Genomic DNA, 23440 nt, shown 5'->3' with positions numbered 1-23440 from the left:
CGGCGCAAACGCGTCAGGATGCGGGTTTCAACAAACTGCCCGTTCCTCTAGCAGTGCCCAAACTACGAAAAATCAAGGACTTGCACGCACTTGTGCGGAGGTAGCTGAATAGCCTGCTTTGATAAAAAAACGAAATTTTTGTGTATAACCGCACTTGTCCAAGTGCCACAAAAATGACAGTCTTATATCGAATTTCGTGGATTCAAAGAAACTTTATGCCCTGGAGCGGCGCTGCATCGGCTCGAGCAGCACCCGTTCGATGACGTGAATGCCGATATCGCGGGCACGCAGGTATTCGAAGGCAGACATGATATTGCTGCTGCCGAGCAACGCAATGGCGTCATCGACGATCATGCGCTGGCGCGCGTCGCGCCGGGCCTCGCCCGTCGCCGGGGCACTCTGGAAGGAGAAATCGACTGTGTCGACTGCGGTTAAGGTCATTGTGGCCTCGCTCTGTCGTGGTGGAATTCCGTTGCGATTGAGTATTCATCAAACGACCGCAATGTCAATGTCAAGTTCCTATTGAAAACAGCAAAAAGTTGTACAGACGGGTTGCCGCGACCAGTGCGCCACCAGGCAAGCGAGCGGCCTAGAATGGCCAGGTAGTCAAGTCCACACTTGATACCATCTTTCACACTACCTTCAACGCCACCTTGCGAGGAACCCATGACCACGACTCCCGAACCCGACCTGAATCCCGGCGACGAAGCCGCACCCGGCACGCCCGGCGCCGGTGAAGATGTGTGCGAGGCCTGCGCCGGCAGCGGCAAGCTCGGCGACGGCAGATCCTGCCCGCAATGCGGCGGCAGCGGACGCGTCATGCGGGGGATCGGCGGCGGATAATTGCCAGGCAGGCCGCGCCGGCGCGATAATGGCGGGATGAGTCCTTTTCCTCCGGCGTCCGCCTCCACGTCCAACCATCCGCGCCCCTCGTCCCTGTTCGACCTGTTCGTCGCCTTCACGCTGCTTGCCCTGCAGGGCTTTGGCGGCGTGCTCGCCGTCGTCCAGCGCGAACTCGTCGAGCGCAAGCGCTGGCTGAGCGAGGAAGAATTCATCGAGGACTGGGCGGTGGCGCAGATCATGCCGGGGCCGAACGTCGTCAACCTGTCGATGATGATCGGCGCGCGCTATTTCGGCCTGCGCGGCGCCCTGGCGGCGCTCGCCGGCATGCTCGCGATACCGCTGGTCGTGGTGCTGCTGCTGGCGACCGTGCACGCCCGCTTTGCCGACAACCCGCAAGTGGCCGGCGCCCTGCGCGGCATGGCCGCCGTATCGGCCGGCCTGATCGCCGCGGCCGGGCTCAAGCTCGGCCGCAGCCTGCTGCGCCATCCGCTGCCGCTGTTCGTCTCCATCGCGATCGCCCTGGCGGCCTTTGTGCTGGTGGCGCTGGTGCGCCTGCCGCTCGTGTATGTGCTGCTCGGCCTCGGCGGCCTGGGCTTCGTGCTGACCTGGCGCCGCATGCGCGCATGAGGCAGACATGAATACCATCGACATTACCCTTGGCTGGTACGACTGGCTCAACCTGTTCGGCCACTACCTGCTGCTCTCGGCGATGTCCTTCGGCGGGGCCATCTCGATGGTGCCCGAGATGCACCGCTTCCTGGTCGAGCAGCAGGGCTGGCTGACCCAGGCCCAGTTCAACGACGCGGTCGCCATCGCGCAGGCGGCGCCCGGGCCGAATGTGCTGTTTGTCGCGCTGATGGGCTGGAAGGTCGGCATGAATGCGGGCAGCACCTTCGCCGCCTGGCTCGGCGTGCTCACGACGATGACCGGCATCCTGTTGCCCTCGACCGTCTTCACCTACCAGGTTGCGCAATGGGGCCACCGCAACCGCGAACTGCGCGCCGTGCGCGCCTTCAAGCAGGGCATGGCGCCGGTCGTCATCGCCTTGCTGCTGGCGACGAGCTGGATTTTGGCGACCTCGGCCGGCGGCGAACGCGGCGACTGGCCGCTGTGGCTGCTGGCACTGGGCAGTTGCCTGGTCATCTGGCGCACCAGGCTGCACCTGTTGTGGGTACTCGGCCTGGGCGCCCTGCTAGGCGCATCCGGTATCGTTTAAGCAGCACTCAAGCAGCGGCGGCGCCTGACAAAGCCGTGTTCAGAATGGCATACTTGCAGTATCGACCACCAAGGAGACCCGTATGCTACAACTGCTCAGCGAACACACCTGCTTCGGCGGCGTCCAGCGTTTCTACCAGCACGACGCAGCGGCCATCGGGCTGCCGATGCGGTTTTCGGTGTACCTGCCGCCGGGCTTCGCTAGCCAGCCGCTGCCGCAGGATGGCCTGCCCGTCGTGTTCTACCTCGCCGGCCTGACCTGCACCGAAGAGACCTTCATGATCAAGGCCGGCGCCCAGCGCGTGGCGGCCCAGGAAGGCGTCATCCTGGTCGCGCCGGACACCAGCCCGCGCGGCGCCGGCGTGCCGGGCGAGACCGACAGCTGGGACTTCGGCGTCGGCGCCGGTTTCTACGTCGACGCCGTCCAGGAGCCCTGGGCGCGCCACTACCGCATGTACAGCTACATCCTCGAATTGCGCGAACTGGTGCTGCGCGAATTCGGAGGGGATGCGGCGCCCTGCGGCATCTTCGGCCACTCGATGGGCGGGCATGGCGCACTGACGATCGCGCTGCGCCATCCCGGCCTGTTCCGTTCCGTGTCGGCCTTTGCGCCGATCGCCGCGCCGTCGCGCTGCCCCTGGGGTGAAAAAGCCTTCGGGGGCTACCTCGGCCCGGACCGGGCGGCCTGGCGCGCGCACGACGCCACCGAACTGGTGGCCGACGGCCCGGTGCGTTTCCCCGGCGGCATCCTGGTCGACCAGGGCCTGGCGGACAAATTCCTGGCCGAGCAACTCAACCCCGAGGCATTCGAGGCCGCCTGCCAGGCGGCGGGCCAGCCACTCACGCTGCGCCGCCATGCGGGTTACGACCACGGCTATTACTTCATCTCGACTTTCATGGAAGACCACCTGCGCTTCCACGCCGGCCAGCTTCGCCAGCCCGGCTGACGCGCCCCGGTCCGGCCCTTTTTCACCGTCCTGCGCGACCACGACAAGACCTGTCGGTTCCGGTCGGTTGCATAGTTTCTGCCCTCGCGCAAAGCCCCCGCACCGGGGGCTTCCCTCTCCTTTCAGCCTGCCTTGAATTCCGGCCTGCGCTGCCCTATAAATCAGGTGCGGCGCCATGCCGCAATCTTCATTGCGAGGAAAGGAGACATACCATGAATCTCATCAGACGAGGCAGCACGCCACTGTCGACCTATCGGCCGAGCGTGGCCGAGGATCAGTTCGGCCGTCTTGTCGAAACCATGTTCGAGGACTTCTTCGCACCACTGGCCCAGGGCGGCAGCCGCTGGTTCGACGCCAACGCCAGCATCCCCCGGCTCGACCTGACCGAGAACGAAGGCGCTTATGAAATCCAGGCTGAAATGCCGGGCGTGGAGAAGGAGGACCTGAAAGTCGCCATCGATCATGACCGCATCACGATCGAAGGAGAATGCCGCAAGGCAAACGAGCGACGCGAGGGTGAAAACGTGGTTTATTCTGAACGCTCAGCACGGAAGTTCATGCGCAGCTTTACCTTGCCGTCCGAAGTGGACGACGCAACCGCGCAGGCCAAGCTGGAAAACGGTGTCCTCCACCTGACGCTGCCGAAGAAACAGGGCAGCGAGGCGAAGCGGCTGCAGATCCAGTAAGGGCGTAGCGGCCGATGCTGCGGCGGGTGCTGCGGCGTGCGTCATACGGCACCTGTTGCGCAGCGCTTGTGGTGGACCGGCGGCCTGCCGTGTTTCAGGGCTGGGCCGCCCGGCCACTGTAGTACCGGGCTGATGTGCCGGGCTGATCGGGACCGATCGAGATGGCTGAACTGGCACGCTTCAAGAACCGCGCGCAAGCCGGCAAGCTGCTTGCCATGGCGCTTGGCGCGAAGGGAGGAAACGCAGTGCACAGGCCCGATACGATCGTGCTGGGCTTGCCGCGCGGTGGCGTGCCGGTTGCCTTCGCAGTGGCGATGGCGCTCGGCCTGGAGCTTGACATCCTGCTGGTGCGCAAGCTCGGCATGCCGGGCCAGCCCGAGTACGCCATCGGCGCCGTCGGCAGCGGCGGCGTGCAGGTATTGCAGCCGGGCGTGCCCGGCTTGATGGGCGTTACGCAGGCGCAGGTCGAGGCGATCGCCGCGCGCGAACTGGCCGAGATCGGGCGGCGCGAACGCCTGTACCGGAAGGAGCGCCCGGAGCCGGCATTGGCTGGCCGGGACGTGGTGTTGGTAGACGACGGCATCGCCACCGGCTCGACCATGCTGGCGGCCGCCAGAGTGGCGCGCGGCCGCGGTGCGGCGCGCGTCATTGTGGCGGTGCCGGTGGCCCCGCCGGAGACGCTGGCGTCGCTGGCGCCGCTGGTAGACGAGCTCGTCTGCCTGGTGGCACCGCTGCGCTTTCGGGCGGTCAGCCAGTGGTATGACTCGTTCGATCAAACGAGCGACGAGGAAGTGCAGGACTTGCTGGCGATGGCCTGGCGCAGCCAGGCCGATCGCCGGTTCCACACCTAACCAGTAATCAGAGAGGAAAGAACATGCGACAACACATCACCCCTACCGACAGCAGCCTCGACCTGCAACCAGGCGACCTGGCCAAAATGCTGGGCGGCGCAGCCGCCGGCGCGCTGCTGATGTACATGCTCGATCCGGACCGCGGCAGCGCCCGCCGTTCGAACTCGACCGCGGCGCTCCGCACCGCTGGCTCGCGTACCGGCAGTGTGTTGGGCAATGCCTTGCATGGCATTGGCGAGCGCATCGGCACGGCGGCGCGTGACGCCGGCAGCGCTGCAAGCGACCTGATCGACGACGCGACCACCGGCGCCAGCAAGATGCTCGACGAAACGAGCTCGCGCGCCAGCCGCGCCTATGAATCGGCCAAGCCGAACGGCAGTACCAGCCGCGCGCTGGAGAACACCTACGACAGCGCATCGCGCAGCGCCTCGCGCGCCGCCGATGAGGCAACGGCCCGCGCCGATGCCGCCGCCTCCCGCTTCAGCCGCATGGCCAGCCAGGCCGCCGGCAAGGCCATGGGCGCGCTGCACCTGGAAGACCGCGACGACATCTCCGCACTGCTGCGCAACCCGGCCGTGGTCGGCGGCGGCCTGCTCAGCCTGTTCGGCCTGATGCGCCGTTCGCCGATTGCTGCTGCCCTCGGCCTGGCCGGCCTGGCGCTCGCCACGCGCAGCGGCGGCGGCGGGCTCTCCAGCCTGTTGGGCCTCGGCAGCGGCAGCGGCTACAGCAGCGGCGACCCCATCATCGTAGAAAAATCGATCCGCATCGATGCCTCGCCCGACGAGGTGTACGACCTGTGGAACAACTACGAAAACTTCCCGCGCTTTATGTCGCACGTGGTCGAAGTGCGCGACCTGGGCCGCCGTCGTTCGCACTGGGTGGTCCAGGGTCCCGCCGGTACCCAGTTCGAATTCGACTCCATGCTGACCGAACAGGTGAAGGGTCGCCGCCTGGCGTGGCGCAGCGAACCCGACGCCGAGATCCAGAACTCCGGCTCGGTCCGCTTCGAGCCCTACCGCGGCGGCACCCTCGCCACGGTGCGGCTGTCGTACACGCCGCCTGCCGGCAAGCTCGGCCATGGGATCGCGGCCCTGCTCGGCTCGGACCCGAAACGCCAGATGGACGACGACCTGGCGCGCATGAAGCACTTCATCGAGCGTGGCGTCATTCCGCACGACGCAGCCCGCCGCGAAAAGTCCGGCAGCCGCTTCCTGCACTGACCTCATGACCGCTGCGATCGAGATCAGCGCAGCCGTCCTGGCGGCAGCCGCCCACCCGCTTGACGGCGGGCCGGGCGACTACGACGCCCTGCTCGAGCTCGTGGGCGACGCCCGCTTCGTGCTGCTCGGCGAAGCGACCCACGGCTCCCACGAGTTCTACGAGGAACGGGCGCGCATCACCCAGCGCCTGATCCGCGAGAAGGGCTTCACGGCCGTGGCGGTCGAGGCCGATTGGCCGGACGCCTACCGCGTCAACCGCTATGTGCGCGGCGAGGGGCAGGACCGGACGGCGAACGAGGCCCTGTCGGGCTTCGAGCGCTTCCCGGCCTGGATGTGGCGCAATACCGATGTCGCCAACTTCGTCGACTGGCTGCGCGGCCATAACGCGGGCGTGCAGGCCGGGCCGAAGGTCGGTTTCTACGGTCTCGATCTGTACAGCCTGTTCACCTCCGTGCGCGAGGTGCTGAACTACCTCGAGCGGGTCGACCCGGCAGCGGCGCAGGAAGCCCGGCAGCGCTACGCCTGCTTCGACCATTACGACGAAGACAGCCAGCATTACGGCTACGCCACCGGCGTCGGCCTGTCCGAATCCTGCCAGCAGGGCGTGCTGGCCCAACTGCAGGAATTGCAGCAGCGCGCCCTGGACTATATGCAGGCCGACGGCGCCGCATCTGAAAACTTCTCCGAAGACGCCTTCTTCTACGCGCAGCAGAACGCGCGCCTGGTGAAGAACGCCGAGGAGTACTACCGCACCATGTTCCGTGGCCGGGTATCGTCCTGGAACCTGCGTGACAGCCACATGGCCGAAACGCTCGACGCGCTCACCCGCCACCTGTCGAAAGACGGCACGCCGGCCAAGATCGTCGTCTGGGAACACAATTCGCACATCGGCGACGCCCGCGCGACCTACATGGGGAACCTGGGCGAATGGAATGTCGGTGAGCTTGCCCGCAAGGCCTACCCCGGCGAAACCTGCCTGATCGGCTTCTCGACTTACCAGGGGCACGTCACGGCCGCCTCCGAGTGGGATGGCCCGGCCGAGCGCAAGCGGGTGCGGCCCGGCATCGCCGGCAGCTACGAAGAACTGCTGCATGCGGCGGGACGGGAACGTTTCTACCTGAACCTGCGCGAAGAGAGCCCGGTACGTCGCCTGCTGCTCGAGCGGCGCCTGGAACGCGCGATCGGCGTGCTCTACCTGCCGCGCACCGAACGCCAAAGCCATTACTTCGACGCCCAGATGGCGCAGCAATTCGACGCGGTCATCCACATCGACCAGACCGAAGCGCTGACCCCGCTCGACGCCACCAGCGGCTGGCATTCGGGAGAACCGCCGGAGACTTATCCGGAAGGGATTTAGCGGCGCCGTTGCAAGTGGCCCCTGCCAAATCGACGCCGGCTTCATGCCGGCGTTGTCGTTCCTGCCCTCCAGCACTGCCCCTCCCCTGCAACAATTCCCCAACAATAAACTTTCTTCCAGCCACCGCTTCCGTGCAGCATTTTGGTAGGATGCTCAAGGTTTGTCATCAGGCAAGGAAGAGACATGAGTAAATACACGCTGAACATCAACGGCAAGCGCCAAACGGTCGACGTCGAGGCGGACACCCCGCTGCTGTGGGCCCTGCGCGATGGGCTCGGCCTGGTCGGCGCCAAGTATGGCTGCGGCGCGGGCCAGTGTGGCGCCTGTACCGTGCACATCGACGGTGCGCCAACCCGATCCTGCCTGATGCCGGTTTCGAGCCTCGGCAACCAGAAAATCACGACCATCGAGGGCCTGCACAGGGAGCACCAGCATCCGCTCCAGCAAGCCTGGCAGGAGCTGGACGTCCCGCAGTGCGGTTACTGCCAGTCGGGTCAGATCATGAGCGCCTGCGCCCTGCTCAAGCAGCACCCGCGTCCGACCGACGCTCAGATCGACGAGGCGATGGCCGGCAACCTGTGCCGCTGCGCCACGTATACCCGCATCCGCGCCGGCATCCACCGCGCCGCCGAGATCGCCAGCAATGGAAAGGGCAAGAAATGAGTGTCCCACTGTCTCCTGCGCGCCGCCGCTTCCTCGGCACCAGCACGGCCGGCGCCCTCTTCATCGGCCTCGCTCCAGCGGCAGTGTTCGCCAATGCGGCCACTGCAGCCGCCACGAGCGCCGGCACGCCGGCGAACGCGCCCTTCACGCCCAGCGTCTTCATCCGCATCGGCCGTGACGGCATCGTCACCCTCATCTCCAAGCAGCCGGAAATCGGCCAGGGCATCAAGACCTCGCTGCCGATGATCATCGCCGAGGAACTCGAGATCGACTGGCGCGACGTGCGCATCGTCCAGGGCGACCTGAACCCCGCCTATGGCAGCCAGGGCGCGGGCGGCTCGACCTCGACCCCGAACAATTACAACGAGTTCCACCGCCTCGGCGCGACTGCGCGCACCATGCTGGTGCAAGCCGCGGCCCAGATCTGGAAAGTACCGGCCTCCGAATGCAGCGCCGCGCATGGCGCCATCCACCACGGCCCGACGAAACGCAAGCTCGGCTACGGCGCCCTGGTGCCGGCCGCGCTCAGCCTGCCGGTGCCCGACGCGGCAACGGTCACGCTGAAAGACCCGGCCACCTTTACCCTGCTCGGCACGCGCATCGGCGGCGTCGACAACGCGGCCATCGTCAGCGGCAAGCCGCTGTTCGGCATCGACGTGCAATTGCCCGGCATGCTGTATGCCGTCTACGTGAAGTGCCCGGTACTGGGTGGCAAACCCGTCAGCGCCAACCTGGACGCGATCAAGGCGCTGCCCGGCGTCAAGGATGCGTTCATCGTCGAAGGCAACGCCAACCTGAACGGCCTGCGTCCGGGCGTGGCGATCGTCGCCACCTCGACCTGGGCCGCGTTCAAGGCACGGCGCCAGCTTGAAGTGAAGTGGGATGAAGGCCCGGGCGCGAATCACAGCTGGTCGGATTTTGCCGCCCAGGCCAAGGCTGCCGCCGGCAAGCCGGGCACGACGGTCCTGCGCAAGGATGGCGACGTGGCCGCAGCCTTTGCCGGTGCGGCGAAAACGGTCGAGGCGAGCTACACCTACCCGTTCATTTCGCACGCCAGCATGGAACCGCAGAACTGCACGGCCTGGTTCAAGCCGGCCGACGGCACCCTGGAATTGTGGGCGCCGACCCAGAACCCGGGCTCCGGCCAGGCGCTGGTGACGACGACCTTCGGTATTCCGAAAGAAAAGATCACGCTGCACATCATCCGCAGCGGCGGCGGCTTCGGCCGGCGCCTGAGTTCCGACTTCATCGTCGAAGCGACGGCGATCGCACAAAAGGTCGGCACGCCCGTAAAACTGACCTGGACCCGCGAAGACGACTTGCAGCACGACCATTTCCGCCCTGGCGGGTTCCACCACCTGCGCGGCGGTGTCGACGCGAATGGCAAGCTGGTCGGCTGGCATAACCACTTCGTCACCTTTGCCAACCGCATCGAGCGCGAGGGCAAAAGCATCCTGCAGCCGGGTAGCGGCGGCAGCCTGTCGGGCGACGAGTTCCCGGGCCGCTGGCTCGCCAACTGCCTGCTCGAGCAAACCGCGCTCGAATGCCGGATCCCGATGGGACCGTGGCGCGCGCCCGGCAGCAATGTCTTTTCCTGGGTATTCCACAGCTTTATCGACGAGCTGGCCCATGCGGGCGGACGCGATCCGGTCGCCTTCCGCCTCGAACTGCTGGGCGACAAGGACATCGTGCCCGGTACCGGCGAGCGCGGCCAGTCGTATAACGTGGCGCGCATGCGCAACGTCTTACGGGAAGTGGCGGAAAAATCCGGCTGGGGCAAGCGCAAGTTCGCGCGCGGGCAAGGAGCCGGCGTGGCCTTCCACTTCAGCCACCGCGGCTACGTGGCCGAAGTGGCCGAGGTGACGGTCTCGAAAACTGGCGAGCTGAAGGTGGACCGCGTGGTCGTGGTAACCGACATTGGCGCCCAGATCGTCAACCTCAGCGGCGCGGAGAATCAGGTGCAGGGCTCGGTGATCGACGGCCTGTCGACATTGATGTACCCGGAACTGGACATCGACAAGGGCCGCATCGTGCAGAGCAACTTCCACGACTACAAGCTGCTGCGCATGCCGGACACGCCGACGAAGATCGAGATGCATTTCCTGAAGACCGATTACCCGGTGACGGGCCTGGGCGAACCGGTACTGCCGCCACTGGCGCCGGCCGTCTGCAACGCGATCTTTGCGGCGACCGGAAAGCGCGTGCGCGAGCTACCTCTCAGCAAGACCGACCTGAGCTGGAGTTAACTGGCGCGAACCCTTATGCCCGGCCCGGCGGATTGTGCGCGGGATCGGCGTCGAAGGCGCCGTTGTGATCGAGGATGGCGGCCGCGCGTTCCAGCTGGGATGCGTTGGCTACCGTCACGACCATCATGCACAGGTCGCCGCGTTCGGCGGGCTTGAAGACGTCCTCGTAATCGGTCCCGCCTTTGACTGCAGGCGAGTCGCCCACATAGAAATTGCTCTCGGCGGGACCTGCTTCGTCGGTGGTCACCTTGATATCGATGCCGTTGCCATCGAAACCTTCTGCCAGCAAGCCCTTGCGCGCCTGCTCGGCCGCCTCGAAGCTGGGCAGCATACGCACGATCTGATTATTCATGTTCGCTCCATTGTTGCAGTTGCAACCACCGTACCAGAAACCCTCCCCGCATGGCGCTCGCTCGCGCCAATCCGACGCGCCCGCCTTGTGGGCGTTTCGACACGCAGGAAACGGAACAGCTCGCTTGGTTCGGTTCGCGCTCGCCCCTGAGCAAATATTTAGTACAATCAAGAAACGTTTGTGGCATGGAGAAGCCACGCGAGACACAGTTGGGCCCATTTACCTACAGTACACAATAAGATGAAGATCTCGCACCGGATTGCCGCATCCCGCCCCCTCGCCACAACCGCCATGCATGGCCGTGTCGAAGCCTTCCGCAACGAAGGCATGGGCATCATCGATTTCTCGATTGCGATCTCGCACTTCTCTCCCCCGTCCCCGGTGCTCGACGCCGTAACCCGCGCCGTGCAGGACGAGCGCACCATGCCGTACACGGGTGTCGCGGGCGCGCTCGACGTGCGCCGCAGCTTGTGCGCCAAGCTCGGCCGCGAGAACGGCATCCCGGCCGAGGCCAATGAAATCATCGTCACGAATGGCGCCAAGCAGGCGCTGTACGAGGCGCTGTACGCGATGACCGATCCGGGCGACACCGTCCTGATCTTCAGGCCGCACTGGCCGGCCTATGTCACCACCTGCCAGCTGCTCGGACTGCGCCCGCTGCTGGTCGACCTGCCGGCGAACATCACGCCCGAGACGCTGGCGGCCTGTCCACGGGCCGACCTGGTCATCATCAACAACCCGCACAACCCGACCGGCAAGGTGTTCGACCGGGACGAGCTGGGGCACCTGGCCGACTGGGTCGAGGCCATCGGCGCCCAGGTGATCGTCGACGAAAGCTACGAACACCTCAGCTTCGGCCCGGTCCACACCAGCTTCGCCTCCCAGTGCGACTGGCGCGCGATCGGCGTGGTGACGCTGTTCTCGGCCTCGCAAAGCTATGCCATGATGGGCTGGCGCCTCGGCTTTGCGCTGGCTCCGCCAGAGATCGCCAGCGCAATGCAGACGCTGCAGGGACCGATCACGGCGGCCACCTCGCACCTGGCCCAGGTCGCGACCGTCGCCGCTTTCGACTGCGGCGTGCAGCAGCACATGATCGACGAATACCGCGACCGGCGCGACCAGGTGCTGCACCATGTGCGCGAGCTGCCCTGGATGCGCATGCATTGCCCGGATTCCGGGCCCTACCTGTGGGGCGACGTGCGCGCCCTCACCCACGATACGGAAGCTTTCGCCGAAGCCCTGCTGGCCGAGGAAGGCGTGGCCATCATGCCGGGCGACGCGCTCGGCATGCCCGGCTTCATCCGCATCGGCTACATTTGCGACGACGTCTACACCCTGATGGAAGGCGTGCGGCGGCTGGTGGCCTTTGGCGATCGCATTGCGGCCGACCTGGCAGCCGACCCTGTGGCGGACCGATGATTGCCAGCCAACTCTTCAGGAGCGGCAGCCTGCGCAGCCGCCTGATGCTGCTCGTTGCACTGGCGATCCTGCCGCTGGCCCTGATGACGATCCTGGGCGGCATCCGCGAGCGCGAGCAGGCAATCGAGGCCTCCGAGGACAACCTGCGGCGCCTGACCAACCTGGCCGCGGCCAACGAGGCGCAATCGGTCGAGCGCGCGCGCCAGATCCTGGTCGACCTGGCCAGCGTGCCCGACCTGCTGGGCGAGACGCCGCGCTGCAATGCGCTGCTGGCCGATGTCCTCGACCGCAACGAGGGCTACGCCAACTTCGGGCTGATCCAGATGAACGGCGACGTCAGCTGCAGCGCGGTGCCGATGCTGCATCCGGTGAACCTGGGCGACCGCACCCACTTCAAGCGCGCCATCCTCGAGCGCCGCTTCATCGCCGGCGACTACGTGTTCGGACGCGTCATCCGGCGCCACACCATCAACCTCACCTATCCGGTGATCGACCGCGCGGGCCGCGTCGTCGCCGTCGTCTTCGCGGCGATGGACCTGGCGGCGCTCGACACCTTCGTGGCCGACATCAACCTGCCGCCCGGTTCGGTGCTTGTCACGAGCGATGCGAACGGCACCATCATCTCGCGCCGGCCCGACCCGGAGCGCTGGTTCGGCACCAAGGTCTCGAGCACGCTGCGCGAAGCCATGCGCAGCGCCGGCAGCAAGGCGCTTGTCCTGAGCGAATTCGACGGCGTCGAGCGCCTGCATACCTTTTCGCGCGTGGGCGCCCCCTCGCTGTCGGACTACACGATCACGATCGGCATTCCCGTCGAAACCGTCACGGCAGGGGCGCGCCGCGCCCAGCTGATGTCGCTGATCGGCCTGGCCGCGACCACCATGCTGGCGCTGCTGGCGGCCTGGCTGGCGGGCGACGTGCTGATCGTGCAGCGCGTGCGCAAGCTTATGGACACCGCGCGCAGCATCGCCGCCGGCAACCTCGACGCGCGCTCGGGCATCCCCTACGAGCGCGAGGAGATCGGCCAGCTGGCCGAGGCGCTCGACGAGATGGCCGCGGCGCTGCAGAAGAAGGAAGCGGCGCGCGGCCAGGCCGAGCGCGAACTGCGCGCCGCGGACCAGCGCAAGGACGAATTCCTGGCCATGCTCGCGCACGAGCTGCGCAATCCGCTGGCGCCGATCAGCACCGGCGCGCACCTGCTCAAGCTGCTGCACTCGGACAATGCGCAGATCACCCAGACCTGCGCCATCATCGCGCGCCAGGTCGAGCACATGACCGGCCTGGTGGACGACCTGCTCGACGTTTCGCGCGTCACCCGCGGCCTGGTCTCGATCTCGACCCAGGTGCTCGACCTGCGCCAGGTGATCGACGACGCGGCCGAGCAGATCCGCCCGCTGATCACGACCCGCCGCCACAGCGTCGTGCTTGACCTGCTGCCCGACCCGGCGCCGGTCAAGGGCGACCACAAGCGCCTTGTGCAGGTGGTCGCCAACCTGCTCAACAACGCCACCAAGTACACGCCCGAGGGCGGGCGCATCGAACTGAAACTCAGCCAGGACGGGCCGGACTATGTGATGACCGTGGCCGACGACGGCATCGGCATGGAGCCGCAACTGGTGGCGCGTGTGTTCGACCTGTTCACCCAGGCCGAGCGCACGCCGGACCGCTCGCAGGGCGGTCTCGGCCTGGGCCTGGCGCTGGCCAAGAGCCTGGTCGAACTGCACGGCGGCACCGTGCAGGCCGCCAGCGCGGGCCCCGGCAAGGGCAGCACCTTCACGGTACGCCTGCCGCGCCATACCCAGGAAGTGCTGGTGACGACGGCGCAGGCGGGCGTCCACGCGCAAGCGGCGGCGCACCCCCTGAAGGTGCTGCTGGTGGACGACAACCTGGACGCGGTGCACACGCTCCAGCTGTTCCTGCGCGCCGCCGGCCACACAGTGGAGATCGCTTACAACGGTGCCGTCGCGGTCGACGTGGCGCGCGTCTTCGTGCCGGACGTCTGCCTGCTCGACATCGGCCTGCCTGACTTCGACGGTAACGAACTGGCGCGCCGCCTGCGCCGCCTGCCCCAGGCAACGAACGCCATGCTGATCGCCACCACCGGCTACGGCCGCCAGCAGGACCGCGACGCGGCCATGGCGGCGGGCTTCGACCAGTACATCGTCAAGCCGGTCAATACGGTGGAGCTGTCGGAGTTGCTGGCCGAGGCGGCGGCGGAGAAGCATCCGCGGTAGCCGCCTTGTCCGCCACGCACTCCCGCCCTCCCGTATCATCCTGGCTCTACCCTTAGTGTAAACCTGCAGGAGAGGACATGGATTCGGTAGGCCTGGTGCTGGCGATGCTGCTGGCGGTGATCGGGAGCGGCTACCTGGTGCGCATGCTGCCCTTCGGCGTGCCGCTGCCGCTGGTGCAGATCGCGCTCGGCGCGACGATTGCCGGCGTATTCGGCCACGGCGTCGCGCTCGACCCTGAAATCTTCTTCCTGCTGTTCCTGCCGCCGCTGCTGTTCCTCGACGGCTGGCGCATCCCGAAGGTCGGGCTGTTTCGCGACAAGGGCGCCATCCTCGAACTGGCCCTCGGCCTGGTCGTCTTCACCGTCGTCGGCGCCGGCTTCCTGATCCACTGGCTGGTCCCCAGCATGCCGCTGGCGGTGGCCTTTGCGCTGGCCGCGATCGTCGCCCCGACCGACCCGGTGGCGGTGTCCTCGATCACCGCGCGGGTGCCGGTGCCGCGCCGCCTGATGCACATCCTCGAGGGGGAATCCCTGCTCAACGACGCCACCGGCCTGGTGTGCTTCCGCTTCGCCGTGGCCGCCGCCGTGACCGGCGCCTTTTCGCTGGCCAGCGCCTCGCTCACCTTCCTCTGGATGGCGCTGGCGGGTATCGGTTGCGGGGTGGCGATCACGGTGGCGGTGTCGTTCGCCCAGCGCGTCATGAATACGCGCTTCGGGGAGGAGCCCGGCTCGCCGATCCTGGTCAACCTGCTGATTCCCTTCGGCGCCTACCTCGCGGCCGAGCATCTCGAGGCCTCCGGCATCCTGGCCGCGGTCGCCGCCGGCGTCACGATGAGCTATGTCGAGCTGTCCGGCCGCGCCTCGGCCACCACCCGCGTGCGGCGCGCCGTGGTCTGGGACACGGTGCAGTTCGCCCTCAACGGCGTGATGTTCGTGCTGCTGGGCGAGCAGCTGCCCGACATTGCCGAGCGCGCGCTGCGCGAGGCCGGGCCGGATGCGCGCATGACGCCGCTGTCGCTGCTGGGCACGGCGCTCACGATCAGCCTTGCCCTGATCCTGCTGCGCCTGGTGTGGGTCTGGGTGTCCTTGCGTCTGACCCTGCTCAAGGCGCGGCGCCACGGGCGCCAGGTGTACACGCCCAACTTCCGTCTCGTGCTGGCCACCTCGCTGGCCGGGGTGCGCGGCGCGATCACGATGGCGGGCGTGCTGACCCTGCCCCTGACCCTGCCCGGCGGCGCGCCCTTCCCCGGGCGCGACCTCGCCATCTTCTTTGCCAGCACGGTGATCATCGTATCGCTGCTGGTGGCCAGCATCGGCCTGCCGCGCGTGCTGCGCGGCCTCGAGGTGCCGGAAGAATCGCTCGAGGAAGCCGAGGAAGACCGGGCCCGCCACGACGCCGTCATGGCCGCGATCGCCGCCATCGAAAAGGCCGGCCAGGGGCACCTCGACAAGGAAGTGGACGCCGATGTCCATGCCGGCGCGATCGACCACGTGCGCGGCATCTACGAGCACCGGCTGGGCGTCGGCGGCACCTACGATCCGGCCCGCACCCGCGTGGCCGAGGAAGCCGAGCGCGAATACCGGCTGGCCGCGCTGCAGGCCGAGCGGCGCACGATCCTGGCGCTGGTGCGCGCGCGCTCGCTGTCGGACGAGACGGCGCGCAAGCTGCTGCGCGAGATCGACCTGGTCGAGGCGCGCTACCGCTGAGAGCGCTCTGACGCTGCGTGCGCTCCCGAACGGTGCGCCTGCCTGGGTGGCGTAACATCGGCCGGGCATGTTCCACTCTTGGATGCCACCACCATGACCCTTGACGACTGCTCCACCGGCGACCAGGCGCCGCTCAGCGATCCACCCACCGCCGCGAAGGCGGCCGGCCTGCGCTATGTGCAGGACGACCGGCCGGGCATCCGGCGCGAGCGCGAGGGCGACGGCTTTCGCTACTATTCCCCGAAGGGCGAACCGGTCGACGACGAAGCCACGCTCAAGCGCATCAAGTCGCTCGTCATCCCGCCGGCCTGGACCGATGTGTGGATTTGCCCCCAGGCGAACGGCCACCTGCAGGCCACCGGGCGCGACGCGCGCGGGCGCAAGCAATACCGCTACCACCCGAAATGGCGCAGCGTGCGCGACGATGCCAAGTACGAGCGCATGATCAACTTCGGCCATGCGCTGCCGATGATCCGCGCCGAGGTCGACCGTGGCCTGAAGCTGCCCGGCCTGCCCCGCGAAAAGGTGCTGGCCACCATCGTCTACCTGCTCGAGGCGACCATGATGCGGGTCGGTAACGAGGAATATGCGCGCACCAACAAGTCGTTCGGCTTGACGACATTACGCAACCGCCACGTGAAGGTGGACGGCAGCGACGTCGAATTCCGCTTTCGCGGCAAGAGCGGCGTGTACCACAAGATCCACGTGCAGGACCGCCGCCTGGCGCGCATCATCCGCAACACGCGCGACCTGCCGGGACAGGAGTTGTTCCAGTACATCGACGAGGACGGCGACACCCACAGCGTCGATTCGAGCGACGTCAACGACTACCTGCGCAGCATTACCGGCGAAGACTACACGGCCAAGGATTTCCGCACCTGGTCGGGCACGGTGCTGGCCGCCCTCGCCCTGCAGGAATTCGAGAAGTTCGATTCCGAGACCCAGGCCAAGAAAAACGTCGTGCGCGCCATCGAATCGGTGGCCGAGAAACTCGGCAACACGCCCTCGGTCTGCCGCAAGTGCTACGTGCACCCGGCGGTGCTGGACGCCTACATGGACGGCGCCATGATCGAGGCCCTGCGCGAGCGCACCGAACAGGAACTGACTGAAGACCTGCACACGCTGCAGCCCGAGGAAGCGGCCGTGCTGGCCATGCTCCAGCAGCGCCTGGCGCGCGACGCGGAGGCGCCCGCGAAAGGTGCACGCAAGGCGGCCTGAGGCTGCCCCAACCAACAAAAAGGAAAAACAGATGAGCGACGTTGAGGTCAAAACGGATTTGCAGGAAGGCCGCACCACGGTCGAGCTGGTGGCCCGCTTCGACCACCAGGTGACCGGGGTCACCGTGTCGGAGGATAACCGGATCTTCGTGAATTTCCCGCGCTGGACCGAGGACACGGCGGTGTCGGTGGCCGAACTGCTACCCGGCGGCGAGCTCAAGCCCTATCCTGACGAGGAATGGAACGCGTGGCGCAATGCCAAAAAGGACGAGGTGACGCCGAACGACCACTGGGTCTGCGTGCAGAGCGTCGTGGCCGATGGCCGCGGCAGCCTGTGGGTGCTCGACCCGGCCGCGCCGGCCCAGAGCCATGTCGTCGCCGGCGGGCCGAAGCTGGTGCGGATCGAGCTGGCCTCGAACAAGGTTGCGCACACCATCGCCTTCGACGAGGACACGGCGCCGCAGGGTTCCTACCTGAACGACGTGCGCTTTTCCCCGGACGGCAGGTTTGCCTATTTCACCGACTCGGGTGTGCAAGGAGCGATCGTCGTCGTCGAGGTTGCCAGCGGCAAGGCGGCGCGCGTGCTCGACGGCGACCCATCGACACAAATGAAAAAGGGGCTCGACGTGCAGGCCGACGGCGAGGTGCTGCGCCGGCCCGACGGGCGCGGCGTGGAGTTCTCGGCGGACGGCATCGAGTTGTCAGGCGACGGCGCCTGGCTGTACTGGCAGGCGATCAAGGGCGACACGCTGTATCGGATCGCCACCAGCGTGCTGGTGGACGCAGGGATGCGTGGCGAGGATGTGTCCGGCAGCGTCGAGCCGTTCGGCTTGAATGACGTGAACGACGGCTTGCTGATCCTGCGCGGCACCAAGCGCATGCTGCTGACCAGCGTGCAGGACGACGCCATCAAGATGCGCGACTTGGACGCCGGCCCGGACGCACCCGTGCGCACCCTGGTGCAGGACGCGCGCCTGCGCTGGCCGGACACCTTCAGCCAGGGGCCGGACGGGACGGTGTATGTAACGACCTCGCACATCCAGGACGCGAGCTTCTTCAAGCCCGACGCCCCGGCAGCGCTGCCAACCGAACTGTGGAAGCTGTGCCCGATGTAGAGGAAACGGCTTAGCGGAAGCGGTAGGTCGTCACCTTCCAGCTGCCGTCGGGCTGGCGCATCGGGACCACGGTCTCGGTGATGCCGGCGCGGCTGGTGAAATCGGTCGTGTACCGGACCACCACGTATTCGCCTTCCGGCGCACCTGGAAGCGTGCGTGTGAAGACGCTCGACGCCAGGCGGCGCGACTTGACGGCACCGAGCGGAGCGCGCACCGACTTACCGACGTCCATCCAGGCAGTGCGCGTGACGGCAGACTGCAGGATCGGCGCGGCCTGATCCCAGGCCTCGACCGCCTGGCCGGCATCCATCAGCGCCAGCCAGCGGTTGGCGGCATCGACGGCGGCCGCCGTGTCGGCGTTGGCATCGGCCTTTGGCGAGGCTGCGGCAGATGCAGCGACGGGTGCGGCCGCAGGCGTGCTGGACTGCGCATGTGCAGCGGAAACGGCGAAGGCGGCTGCGGCGGCGACGAGGGCGGCAAAAGCTTTCACAGATTTCTCCTTTGGAAGACGCTGTTAATGAGAAGGTGTCAAGCGGTCGGCTCGGCGTGGTTGAACACCTGCCGCAGGTAAGCGAGGAAGGTCTCGTCGTTGCTCATCGACTTGCCGGCCGTGTCGGACAGCTTGGCGACCGGCTGGCCGTTGCACTGCACCAGCTTCATGACGATGTTCAGCGCCTTGTAGGGCGTGTCGTTGGTGAGCTGGGTGCCGATGCCGAAGCCCGTCATGGTGCGGTCGGCGAAGTGGCGATACAGGTTCAGGGCTTTCGGCACCGTCAGCGAGTCGGAAAACACGAGGCGCTTGGTGCGCGCGTCGATGCGCAGCTTCGCATAATGCGCCAGCGCCTTTTCGCCCCAGGCGAAGGGATCGCCCGAATCATGGCGCAGGCCGTCGAAGAGCTTGGCGAAATACAGGTCGAAGTCGGCCAGGAAGGCATCCATGCCGACCACATCGGTCAGCGCCGTGCCGAGGTCGCCGCGGTATTCCTGCACCCAGTCCTCGAGCGCCGCCTTCTGAAAATCGCGCAGGCGCACGCCAAAGGCCTGGAAGGCCTGCATGTACTCGTGCGCCATGGTCCCGATCGGCACCAGGTTGTACTTGCGCGCCAGGTGCACGTTCGACGTGCCCTTGAAGAACTGGGGCAGTTCGCGCGCCAGCGTCGAGACGACCTCATCCTGCCACTCGCCCGAGAAGCGGCGACGCACGCCGAAGTCGAAGAATTCGAAGGGGTTGGCGCGCTTCGGTTCCCGGTCGAATTCGCGGAACTGCTCGATCTTGAGGGCCAGGCGCTCCCGTGCTACTTCGATCGCCTTTTGCTGGTCGAAACGGCGGAAATACAGTTCGTTGACGATGTAAAGCACATAGATCTCGAAACCCATCACGTGCACGATCGGCCCGCAGGCGCGGATGCGCAGGTGCGGGCCGTCGGTCTCGACCGTGATGAACTTGCGCTGGAAGCGGAACACCGTCAGGAAGTCCGCGAAGTCGCTTTTGATGAAGCGCAGGCTGCGCAGGTAGTCGATTTCCTCGTCCGTAAACAGCATCTCGCACAGGTGGTCGAGTTCGCGTTCGACTTCTTCCTTCAGCTCGGCCAGCGGATAGTCGGGCTCGTTACGGCAGCGAAATTCATACTCGCCATGGGCGTTCGGATGGCGGTGCAGCAGCGCCTGCCACATCGTGAACTTGTAGAGGTCGGTTTCCAGCAGGCTGCGGACGATGGGCTTCATGCGTTTTCCTAGTGACCTCATGCTTTTTTGCGCTGGCGCTTTTTCGGCGCCAGCATGGTGCCGGTGCAACCGGGCGTGCCGCAGCGGCAGGAGAACAGTTTCTTGAGCGCCGGCGTGTGGCGTTCGTCGTAGATGAGCGCGTAGTTGTAGTTCAGTTCCTGGCCAGCCTCGATCGGATGCAGGGCATGGATGTAGACGCGGCCCTCCTCCTCATAGGCTTCGCAATTGGGCGAGCAGGCGTGGTTGATCCAGCGCGCCTCGTTGCCGCGCCGGCCGCCGTCGATCACGCGGCCATCGTGCAGGCTGAAGTAGAAGGTGTGGTTGATCGGCCCGCCGGCATCGAGCGCGCGCTGGGTCGCCTCGTCCCAACTGATGCGCTCGCCGCGGTATTCGATGATGCGCTCGCCGGCATCGATGAAGCGCCGGGCGAAGACGCCGTTGCCGTGGATCGAGGACTTCTTGACTTCGTAGGCCAGATCGGCCTTGGCTGCGGGTTTGCTGGGCATGTAGGGAGCGTAGGGAAAACAAAAGGCGGACGAAAGGCGATACGGCCGAACTCTTGTTATTGTTGCACCTTTTCGCGCTTCGTGCCGCACATGCATTGTCCGTTACGGCAGTTGCACAATCTGGCAGATGCCGGTGCACCGGGCCAGGCCGATCTTGTTGATTACTTGCAGGCGTGGCAATGCCGTGTAACGATAGACGTTTCTGGATACGCTCGTCTCACCATGTTAAGGATGGCTGTGAAAGCAATCGCACTCGACTCCGGTTCCGGCATCTCCATCATTCCCGTGGCAGTCGAACATGCGGCCAAGCTCGCCGCGCTGGTGGAACGGAACCTCGATCACCTGGGGCGCTATCTGCCTTTGGTGGCGAGCCTGTCGGCGCCCGAAGCGGCGCGCGCCCATCTCGAGGCCGCCGTTGCCGGCGCCGACAAGGGTGAGGTTCTCGAATGGCACCTGTTTTCCGGTGGCGCGCTGTGGGGGGCAATACGGGTCAAGAACATCGACCCCGACGACCGGAAGGCGGAGATCGGTTATTTCATCGGCAGCGAATGTGCGGGCAAGGGCATTGCCTCCTGCGCCGTGCGCGCAGTGCTGGCGTATTGTTTCGGGTCCCTGCAACTGAACAGGATGGAGTTGCGCTGTGCATCTACGAACGAGCGCAGCATACGTGTCGCGGAGCGCCTGGGCTTTACCCGCGAAGGCATGCTGCGCCAGGCCGAACGCCTGAACGGCGTGTTTATCGACCAGCTCGTTTATGGGCTGTTGCGCGCGGAGTTCCTCCACCAAGCGGCCGGTGCGCGCCATTGCGCGTAACCCCTTACCCGGCCGCGTGCACCAGCGCGTCGATATCGAGTTTTTTCATCTTGAGCAGCGCTTCCATGACGCGGTCGGTCCGCGCCGTATCGCGCCCGGTCAAGAGGGCCTGGAGCTGGCGCGGGACGATCTGCCAGGACACGCCATAGCGGTCCTTCAGCCAGCCGCACTGGCGGGCCATCTCATCACCGCCCGCCCCCAGCCGGTCCCAGAAGAAGTCGATTTCCTCCTGGGTGTCGCACATGACCTGGAAGGACACCGCTTCGTTGAAGCTGAAGGCCGGGCCGCCGTTGAGGGCGGTGAAGGGCTGGCCGTCGAGCTCGAAGGTGACCGTCAAGACCATGCCCGCCGCCATGCCGTGGACCTCACGGCCGGCCTCGCCATAGTGCGAGATGGCCCGGATGCGCGAATTCGGGAAGATGCCCACGTAATCCGTCGCCGCTTCCTGGGCCTGCTGGTCGAACCACAGGCAGGGGGTGATTCTCGACAGGGTCTGCACCTTCGCCTCCTTCAACGGTGGATACGTGTGATTTGACCGCATCCGCCGTGTTCAGTTGCTGCTCAGTTGACACTCAGCTGCCAAGATCATCTTCGCGGAACTCGATACCCGTCGACGGCACGGTGTCACGCGTCGCCTCCTGCTTGCGCAGCTCCACCCGGCGGATCTTGCCGGAGATGGTTTTCGGCAGCTCGCGAAATTCGATGCGGCGGATGCGCTTGTAGGGAGCCAGGCGCTCGCGCGCAAAGGCGAACAGCTCGCGCGCCAGCTCGCGGCTGGGCTCGACACCCTGGCGCAGCGTGATGAAGGCCTTCGGCACCGACAGGCGCAGTGCGTCCGGGCTCGGCACGATCGCCGCTTCCAGCACCATCTCGTGCTCGACCAGCACGCTTTCCAGCTCGAACGGGCTGATGCGGTAATCGGAGGACTTGAACACGTCGTCGTTGCGGCCGACGTAGAAGTAATAGCCGTCTTCGTCGATGAAGGCCGTGTCGCCGGTGTGGTAGTGGCCGGCGCGCATGACCTCCGCCGTTTTCTCCTCGTCACCCTCGTAGCACATCATCAGGCCGAGCGGAGGCGGCTGCAGGCGCACCGAAATCTCGCCCTCTTGCGCAGGCTGGTCGTCGACGTCGAGCAGGGCAATGCTGTAGCCCGGCAGCGGGCGCCCCATCGAGCCGGGTTTGAGCGGCTGGCCGGGCGGATTGCCGATTTGCGCGGTCGTCTCGGACTGGCCGAAGCCGTCGCGGATGCGGATGCCCCAGGCGCGCTCGACCTGTTCGATCACTTCCGGGTTGAGCGGCTCCCCGGCGCCGACCAGCTCGCGCAGCGGCGGCTTCCACTGCGTCAGGTCTTCCTTGATCAGCATGCGCCAGACGGTCGGCGGCGCGCACAGCGAGGTCACGCCGCAGCGCTGCACGGTTTCCAGGGCCGCCTTGGCGCTGAAGCGTTCGTAGTTGTAGACGAATATGGTGGCGCCCGCATTCCATGGAGCGAAGAAGCAGCTCCAGGCATGCTTGGCCCATCCCGGCGAGCTGATGTTCCAGTGCACGTCGCCGCGCTGCAGGCCGATCCAGTACATGGTCGACAGGTGCCCGACCGGATAACTCTGCTGGCTGTGCAGCACCAGCTTCGGCTTGGCGGTCGTGCCCGAGGTAAAGTACAGCAGCAGCGGATCGGTCGCGCGCGTTTCGCCCTTCGGGGTGAAGACGGAGAGCACGCGGCGGCAATCGTCGAAATCATGCCAGCCGTCCTGCTTGCCGCCAACGGCGATGCGCGTGAAGTTGCCCGTCAAGCCTTCGAACTTGTGCGCTTCCGAGATCTGGGCGATCACGTGGCGCACCCTGCCCCGGTCCATCCGGTCCTGCAGGTCGGCGGTCGACACCAGCATCGTCGTCGGCACCAGCACCGCGCCCAGCTTGATCCCGGCCAGCATGATTTCCCACAGCTCGACGCGGTTCGGCAGCATCAACAGCACGCGGTCGCCGCGCTCGACGCCGCATTGCTGCAGGTATTGCGCGACCTGGTTCGATCGCGCCGCCATGTCGGCAAACGAGATCTTCTGCTCGCGGCCGTCCTCTTCCACGACCCACAGCGCCGGCGTGTGGTTGTCCTTCGCTTCCTGGTCGAAGAAATCAATGCCCCAGTTAAAGGCGTCGAGCTGGGGCGCCTGGTAATCGCGGTAGGCCGTGTCGTAATCGAGGCGGTGCTGTTGCAGGAAGTCGCGCGCCTGGACGAAACGCTGGTAAGGGGTCATGGTGTCTCCTGTACGCTGTGATGGACCGCCGGCGGGCGCCGGCCCTTGTCTGTTTGCGCACATTTTGCCATGGGTT

23 protein-coding genes are annotated in these 23440 nt (G+C 66.3%); 16 read left to right on the top strand and 7 right to left on the bottom strand.

Features of this window, described 5'->3' with window-relative positions; all coding sequences use genetic code 11:
* Positions 1-213 precede the first annotated feature (213 nt).
* Complete coding sequence (locus tag ACFPN5_RS13440) at positions 214-441, bottom strand: hypothetical protein (RefSeq protein ID WP_379784037.1); 228 nt, start codon at positions 439-441, stop codon at positions 214-216.
* A gap of 225 nt (positions 442-666) precedes the next feature.
* On the opposite strand from ACFPN5_RS13440, the gene ACFPN5_RS13435 reads away from it, so the two are divergent.
* From ACFPN5_RS13435 to ACFPN5_RS13390, 10 genes are all read left to right on the top strand, one after another.
* Positions 667-843 (top strand): hypothetical protein, encoded by a 177-nt coding sequence (locus ACFPN5_RS13435; protein ID WP_379784035.1) that lies wholly within the window; start codon positions 667-669, stop codon positions 841-843.
* Positions 844-879: 36 nt separating this feature from the next.
* Positions 880-1470, top strand: coding sequence for a chromate transporter (locus ACFPN5_RS13430; protein WP_379784033.1), 591 nt, complete (start codon positions 880-882; stop codon positions 1468-1470).
* 7 nt (positions 1471-1477) lie between these two features.
* On the top strand, positions 1478-2059 hold the full coding sequence (locus ACFPN5_RS13425; RefSeq protein WP_379784031.1) for a chromate transporter: 582 nt from the start codon (positions 1478-1480) through the stop codon (positions 2057-2059).
* 82 nt (positions 2060-2141) lie between these two features.
* Positions 2142-3005, top strand: coding sequence for an S-formylglutathione hydrolase (fghA, locus tag ACFPN5_RS13420; protein ID WP_379784029.1), 864 nt, complete (start codon positions 2142-2144; stop codon positions 3003-3005).
* 212 nt (positions 3006-3217) lie between these two features.
* Positions 3218-3691 (top strand): Hsp20/alpha crystallin family protein, encoded by a 474-nt coding sequence (locus ACFPN5_RS13415; RefSeq protein WP_379784027.1) that lies wholly within the window; start codon positions 3218-3220, stop codon positions 3689-3691.
* Between the two features lie 161 nt (positions 3692-3852).
* Positions 3853-4542, top strand: coding sequence for a phosphoribosyltransferase (locus tag ACFPN5_RS13410; RefSeq protein ID WP_379784025.1), 690 nt, complete (start codon positions 3853-3855; stop codon positions 4540-4542).
* Positions 4543-4565: 23 nt separating this feature from the next.
* The gene (locus ACFPN5_RS13405; RefSeq protein ID WP_379784023.1) at positions 4566-5762 is read left to right on the top strand and encodes an SRPBCC family protein; all 1197 of its coding nucleotides are present in this window, start codon (positions 4566-4568) and stop codon (positions 5760-5762) included.
* Between the two features lie 4 nt (positions 5763-5766).
* Positions 5767-7119 (top strand): erythromycin esterase family protein, encoded by a 1353-nt coding sequence (locus tag ACFPN5_RS13400; protein WP_379784021.1) that lies wholly within the window; start codon positions 5767-5769, stop codon positions 7117-7119.
* 183 nt (positions 7120-7302) lie between these two features.
* Complete coding sequence (locus ACFPN5_RS13395; protein ID WP_379784019.1) at positions 7303-7782, top strand: (2Fe-2S)-binding protein; 480 nt, start codon at positions 7303-7305, stop codon at positions 7780-7782.
* Entirely contained in the window at positions 7779-10028 is a 2250-nt protein-coding gene (locus tag ACFPN5_RS13390; protein WP_379784017.1) for a xanthine dehydrogenase family protein molybdopterin-binding subunit, read from the top strand. The genes ACFPN5_RS13395 and ACFPN5_RS13390 overlap by 4 nt, the downstream gene beginning before the upstream one ends.
* Before the next feature lie 13 nt (positions 10029-10041).
* Here the strand turns inward: ACFPN5_RS13390 and ACFPN5_RS13385 are convergent, their stop codons facing one another.
* On the bottom strand, positions 10042-10380 hold the full coding sequence (locus ACFPN5_RS13385; RefSeq protein ID WP_379784015.1) for a hypothetical protein: 339 nt from the start codon (positions 10378-10380) through the stop codon (positions 10042-10044).
* Positions 10381-10620: 240 nt separating this feature from the next.
* Between ACFPN5_RS13385 and ACFPN5_RS13380 the strand changes: the two genes are divergently transcribed.
* From ACFPN5_RS13380 to ACFPN5_RS13360, 5 genes are all read left to right on the top strand, one after another.
* Positions 10621-11799 carry a pyridoxal phosphate-dependent aminotransferase gene (locus ACFPN5_RS13380; protein WP_379784013.1) on the top strand — a complete coding sequence of 393 codons (1179 nt, stop codon included), beginning with the start codon at positions 10621-10623 and terminating at the stop codon, positions 11797-11799.
* Positions 11796-14030: a hybrid sensor histidine kinase/response regulator gene (locus tag ACFPN5_RS13375; protein ID WP_379784011.1), complete on the top strand. Its 2235-nt coding sequence runs from the start codon at positions 11796-11798 to the stop codon at positions 14028-14030. Before ACFPN5_RS13380 ends, ACFPN5_RS13375 begins: the two co-directional genes overlap by 4 nt.
* Before the next feature lie 77 nt (positions 14031-14107).
* Positions 14108-15736, top strand: coding sequence for a Na+/H+ antiporter (locus tag ACFPN5_RS13370; protein WP_379784009.1), 1629 nt, complete (start codon positions 14108-14110; stop codon positions 15734-15736).
* A gap of 93 nt (positions 15737-15829) precedes the next feature.
* A complete protein-coding gene (locus ACFPN5_RS13365; RefSeq protein ID WP_379784007.1) occupies positions 15830-16954 on the top strand; it encodes a DNA topoisomerase IB in 1125 nt (374 codons plus the stop codon).
* Positions 16955-16985: 31 nt separating this feature from the next.
* Positions 16986-18068, top strand: a complete 1083-nt coding sequence (locus tag ACFPN5_RS13360) for an L-dopachrome tautomerase-related protein (RefSeq protein WP_379784005.1) — start codon at positions 16986-16988, stop codon at positions 18066-18068.
* A gap of 10 nt (positions 18069-18078) precedes the next feature.
* On the opposite strand, the gene ACFPN5_RS13355 is transcribed toward ACFPN5_RS13360, so the two are convergent.
* The 3 genes from ACFPN5_RS13355 to ACFPN5_RS13345 are packed head-to-tail and all read right to left on the bottom strand — an operon-like array spanning position 18079 to position 20299.
* Positions 18079-18558: a DUF4019 domain-containing protein gene (locus ACFPN5_RS13355; RefSeq protein ID WP_379784003.1), complete on the bottom strand. Its 480-nt coding sequence runs from the start codon at positions 18556-18558 to the stop codon at positions 18079-18081.
* Between the two features lie 38 nt (positions 18559-18596).
* Positions 18597-19793, bottom strand: coding sequence for a nicotinate phosphoribosyltransferase (gene pncB, locus ACFPN5_RS13350; RefSeq protein ID WP_379784001.1), 1197 nt, complete (start codon positions 19791-19793; stop codon positions 18597-18599).
* Positions 19794-19810: 17 nt separating this feature from the next.
* On the bottom strand, positions 19811-20299 hold the full coding sequence (locus ACFPN5_RS13345) for an SET domain-containing protein (RefSeq protein ID WP_379783999.1): 489 nt from the start codon (positions 20297-20299) through the stop codon (positions 19811-19813).
* Between the two features lie 111 nt (positions 20300-20410).
* Between ACFPN5_RS13345 and ACFPN5_RS13340 the strand changes: the two genes are divergently transcribed.
* Complete coding sequence (locus ACFPN5_RS13340) at positions 20411-21112, top strand: GNAT family N-acetyltransferase (protein WP_379783997.1); 702 nt, start codon at positions 20411-20413, stop codon at positions 21110-21112.
* A gap of 4 nt (positions 21113-21116) precedes the next feature.
* On the opposite strand, the gene ACFPN5_RS13335 is transcribed toward ACFPN5_RS13340, so the two are convergent.
* Together ACFPN5_RS13335 and ACFPN5_RS13330 are read right to left on the bottom strand one after the other, a co-directional pair.
* The gene (locus ACFPN5_RS13335; protein WP_379783995.1) at positions 21117-21611 is read right to left on the bottom strand and encodes a VOC family protein; all 495 of its coding nucleotides are present in this window, start codon (positions 21609-21611) and stop codon (positions 21117-21119) included.
* A 73-nt stretch (positions 21612-21684) separates the two neighbouring features.
* Positions 21685-23364 (bottom strand): AMP-binding protein, encoded by a 1680-nt coding sequence (locus ACFPN5_RS13330; RefSeq protein ID WP_379783993.1) that lies wholly within the window; start codon positions 23362-23364, stop codon positions 21685-21687.
* Positions 23365-23440 lie beyond the last annotated feature (76 nt).

The organism is Massilia niabensis (assembly GCF_042655085.1).
GTDB lineage: Bacteria > Pseudomonadota > Gammaproteobacteria > Burkholderiales > Burkholderiaceae_D > Telluria > Telluria niabensis.
The sequence above is the reverse complement of the archived record's forward strand: the minus strand, read 5'-3'. Positions and strand labels throughout refer to the sequence as shown.

Coding starts and splice junctions, on each gene's coding strand:
- ACFPN5_RS13440 (WP_379784037.1), bottom strand. CDS start 441: ATGACCTTAACCGCAGTCGACACAGTCGATTTCTCCTTCCAGAGTGCC.
- ACFPN5_RS13435 (WP_379784035.1), top strand. CDS start 667: ATGACCACGACTCCCGAACCCGACCTGAATCCCGGCGACGAAGCCGCA.
- ACFPN5_RS13430 (WP_379784033.1), top strand. CDS start 880: ATGAGTCCTTTTCCTCCGGCGTCCGCCTCCACGTCCAACCATCCGCGC.
- ACFPN5_RS13425 (WP_379784031.1), top strand. CDS start 1,478: ATGAATACCATCGACATTACCCTTGGCTGGTACGACTGGCTCAACCTG.
- fghA (WP_379784029.1), top strand. CDS start 2,142: ATGCTACAACTGCTCAGCGAACACACCTGCTTCGGCGGCGTCCAGCGT.
- ACFPN5_RS13415 (WP_379784027.1), top strand. CDS start 3,218: ATGAATCTCATCAGACGAGGCAGCACGCCACTGTCGACCTATCGGCCG.
- ACFPN5_RS13410 (WP_379784025.1), top strand. CDS start 3,853: ATGGCTGAACTGGCACGCTTCAAGAACCGCGCGCAAGCCGGCAAGCTG.
- ACFPN5_RS13405 (WP_379784023.1), top strand. CDS start 4,566: ATGCGACAACACATCACCCCTACCGACAGCAGCCTCGACCTGCAACCA.
- ACFPN5_RS13400 (WP_379784021.1), top strand. CDS start 5,767: ATGACCGCTGCGATCGAGATCAGCGCAGCCGTCCTGGCGGCAGCCGCC.
- ACFPN5_RS13395 (WP_379784019.1), top strand. CDS start 7,303: ATGAGTAAATACACGCTGAACATCAACGGCAAGCGCCAAACGGTCGAC.
- ACFPN5_RS13390 (WP_379784017.1), top strand. CDS start 7,779: ATGAGTGTCCCACTGTCTCCTGCGCGCCGCCGCTTCCTCGGCACCAGC.
- ACFPN5_RS13385 (WP_379784015.1), bottom strand. CDS start 10,380: ATGAATAATCAGATCGTGCGTATGCTGCCCAGCTTCGAGGCGGCCGAG.
- ACFPN5_RS13380 (WP_379784013.1), top strand. CDS start 10,621: ATGAAGATCTCGCACCGGATTGCCGCATCCCGCCCCCTCGCCACAACC.
- ACFPN5_RS13375 (WP_379784011.1), top strand. CDS start 11,796: ATGATTGCCAGCCAACTCTTCAGGAGCGGCAGCCTGCGCAGCCGCCTG.
- ACFPN5_RS13370 (WP_379784009.1), top strand. CDS start 14,108: ATGGATTCGGTAGGCCTGGTGCTGGCGATGCTGCTGGCGGTGATCGGG.
- ACFPN5_RS13365 (WP_379784007.1), top strand. CDS start 15,830: ATGACCCTTGACGACTGCTCCACCGGCGACCAGGCGCCGCTCAGCGAT.
- ACFPN5_RS13360 (WP_379784005.1), top strand. CDS start 16,986: ATGAGCGACGTTGAGGTCAAAACGGATTTGCAGGAAGGCCGCACCACG.
- pncB (WP_379784001.1), bottom strand. CDS start 19,793: ATGAAGCCCATCGTCCGCAGCCTGCTGGAAACCGACCTCTACAAGTTC.
- ACFPN5_RS13345 (WP_379783999.1), bottom strand. CDS start 20,299: ATGCCCAGCAAACCCGCAGCCAAGGCCGATCTGGCCTACGAAGTCAAG.
- ACFPN5_RS13330 (WP_379783993.1), bottom strand. CDS start 23,364: ATGACCCCTTACCAGCGTTTCGTCCAGGCGCGCGACTTCCTGCAACAG.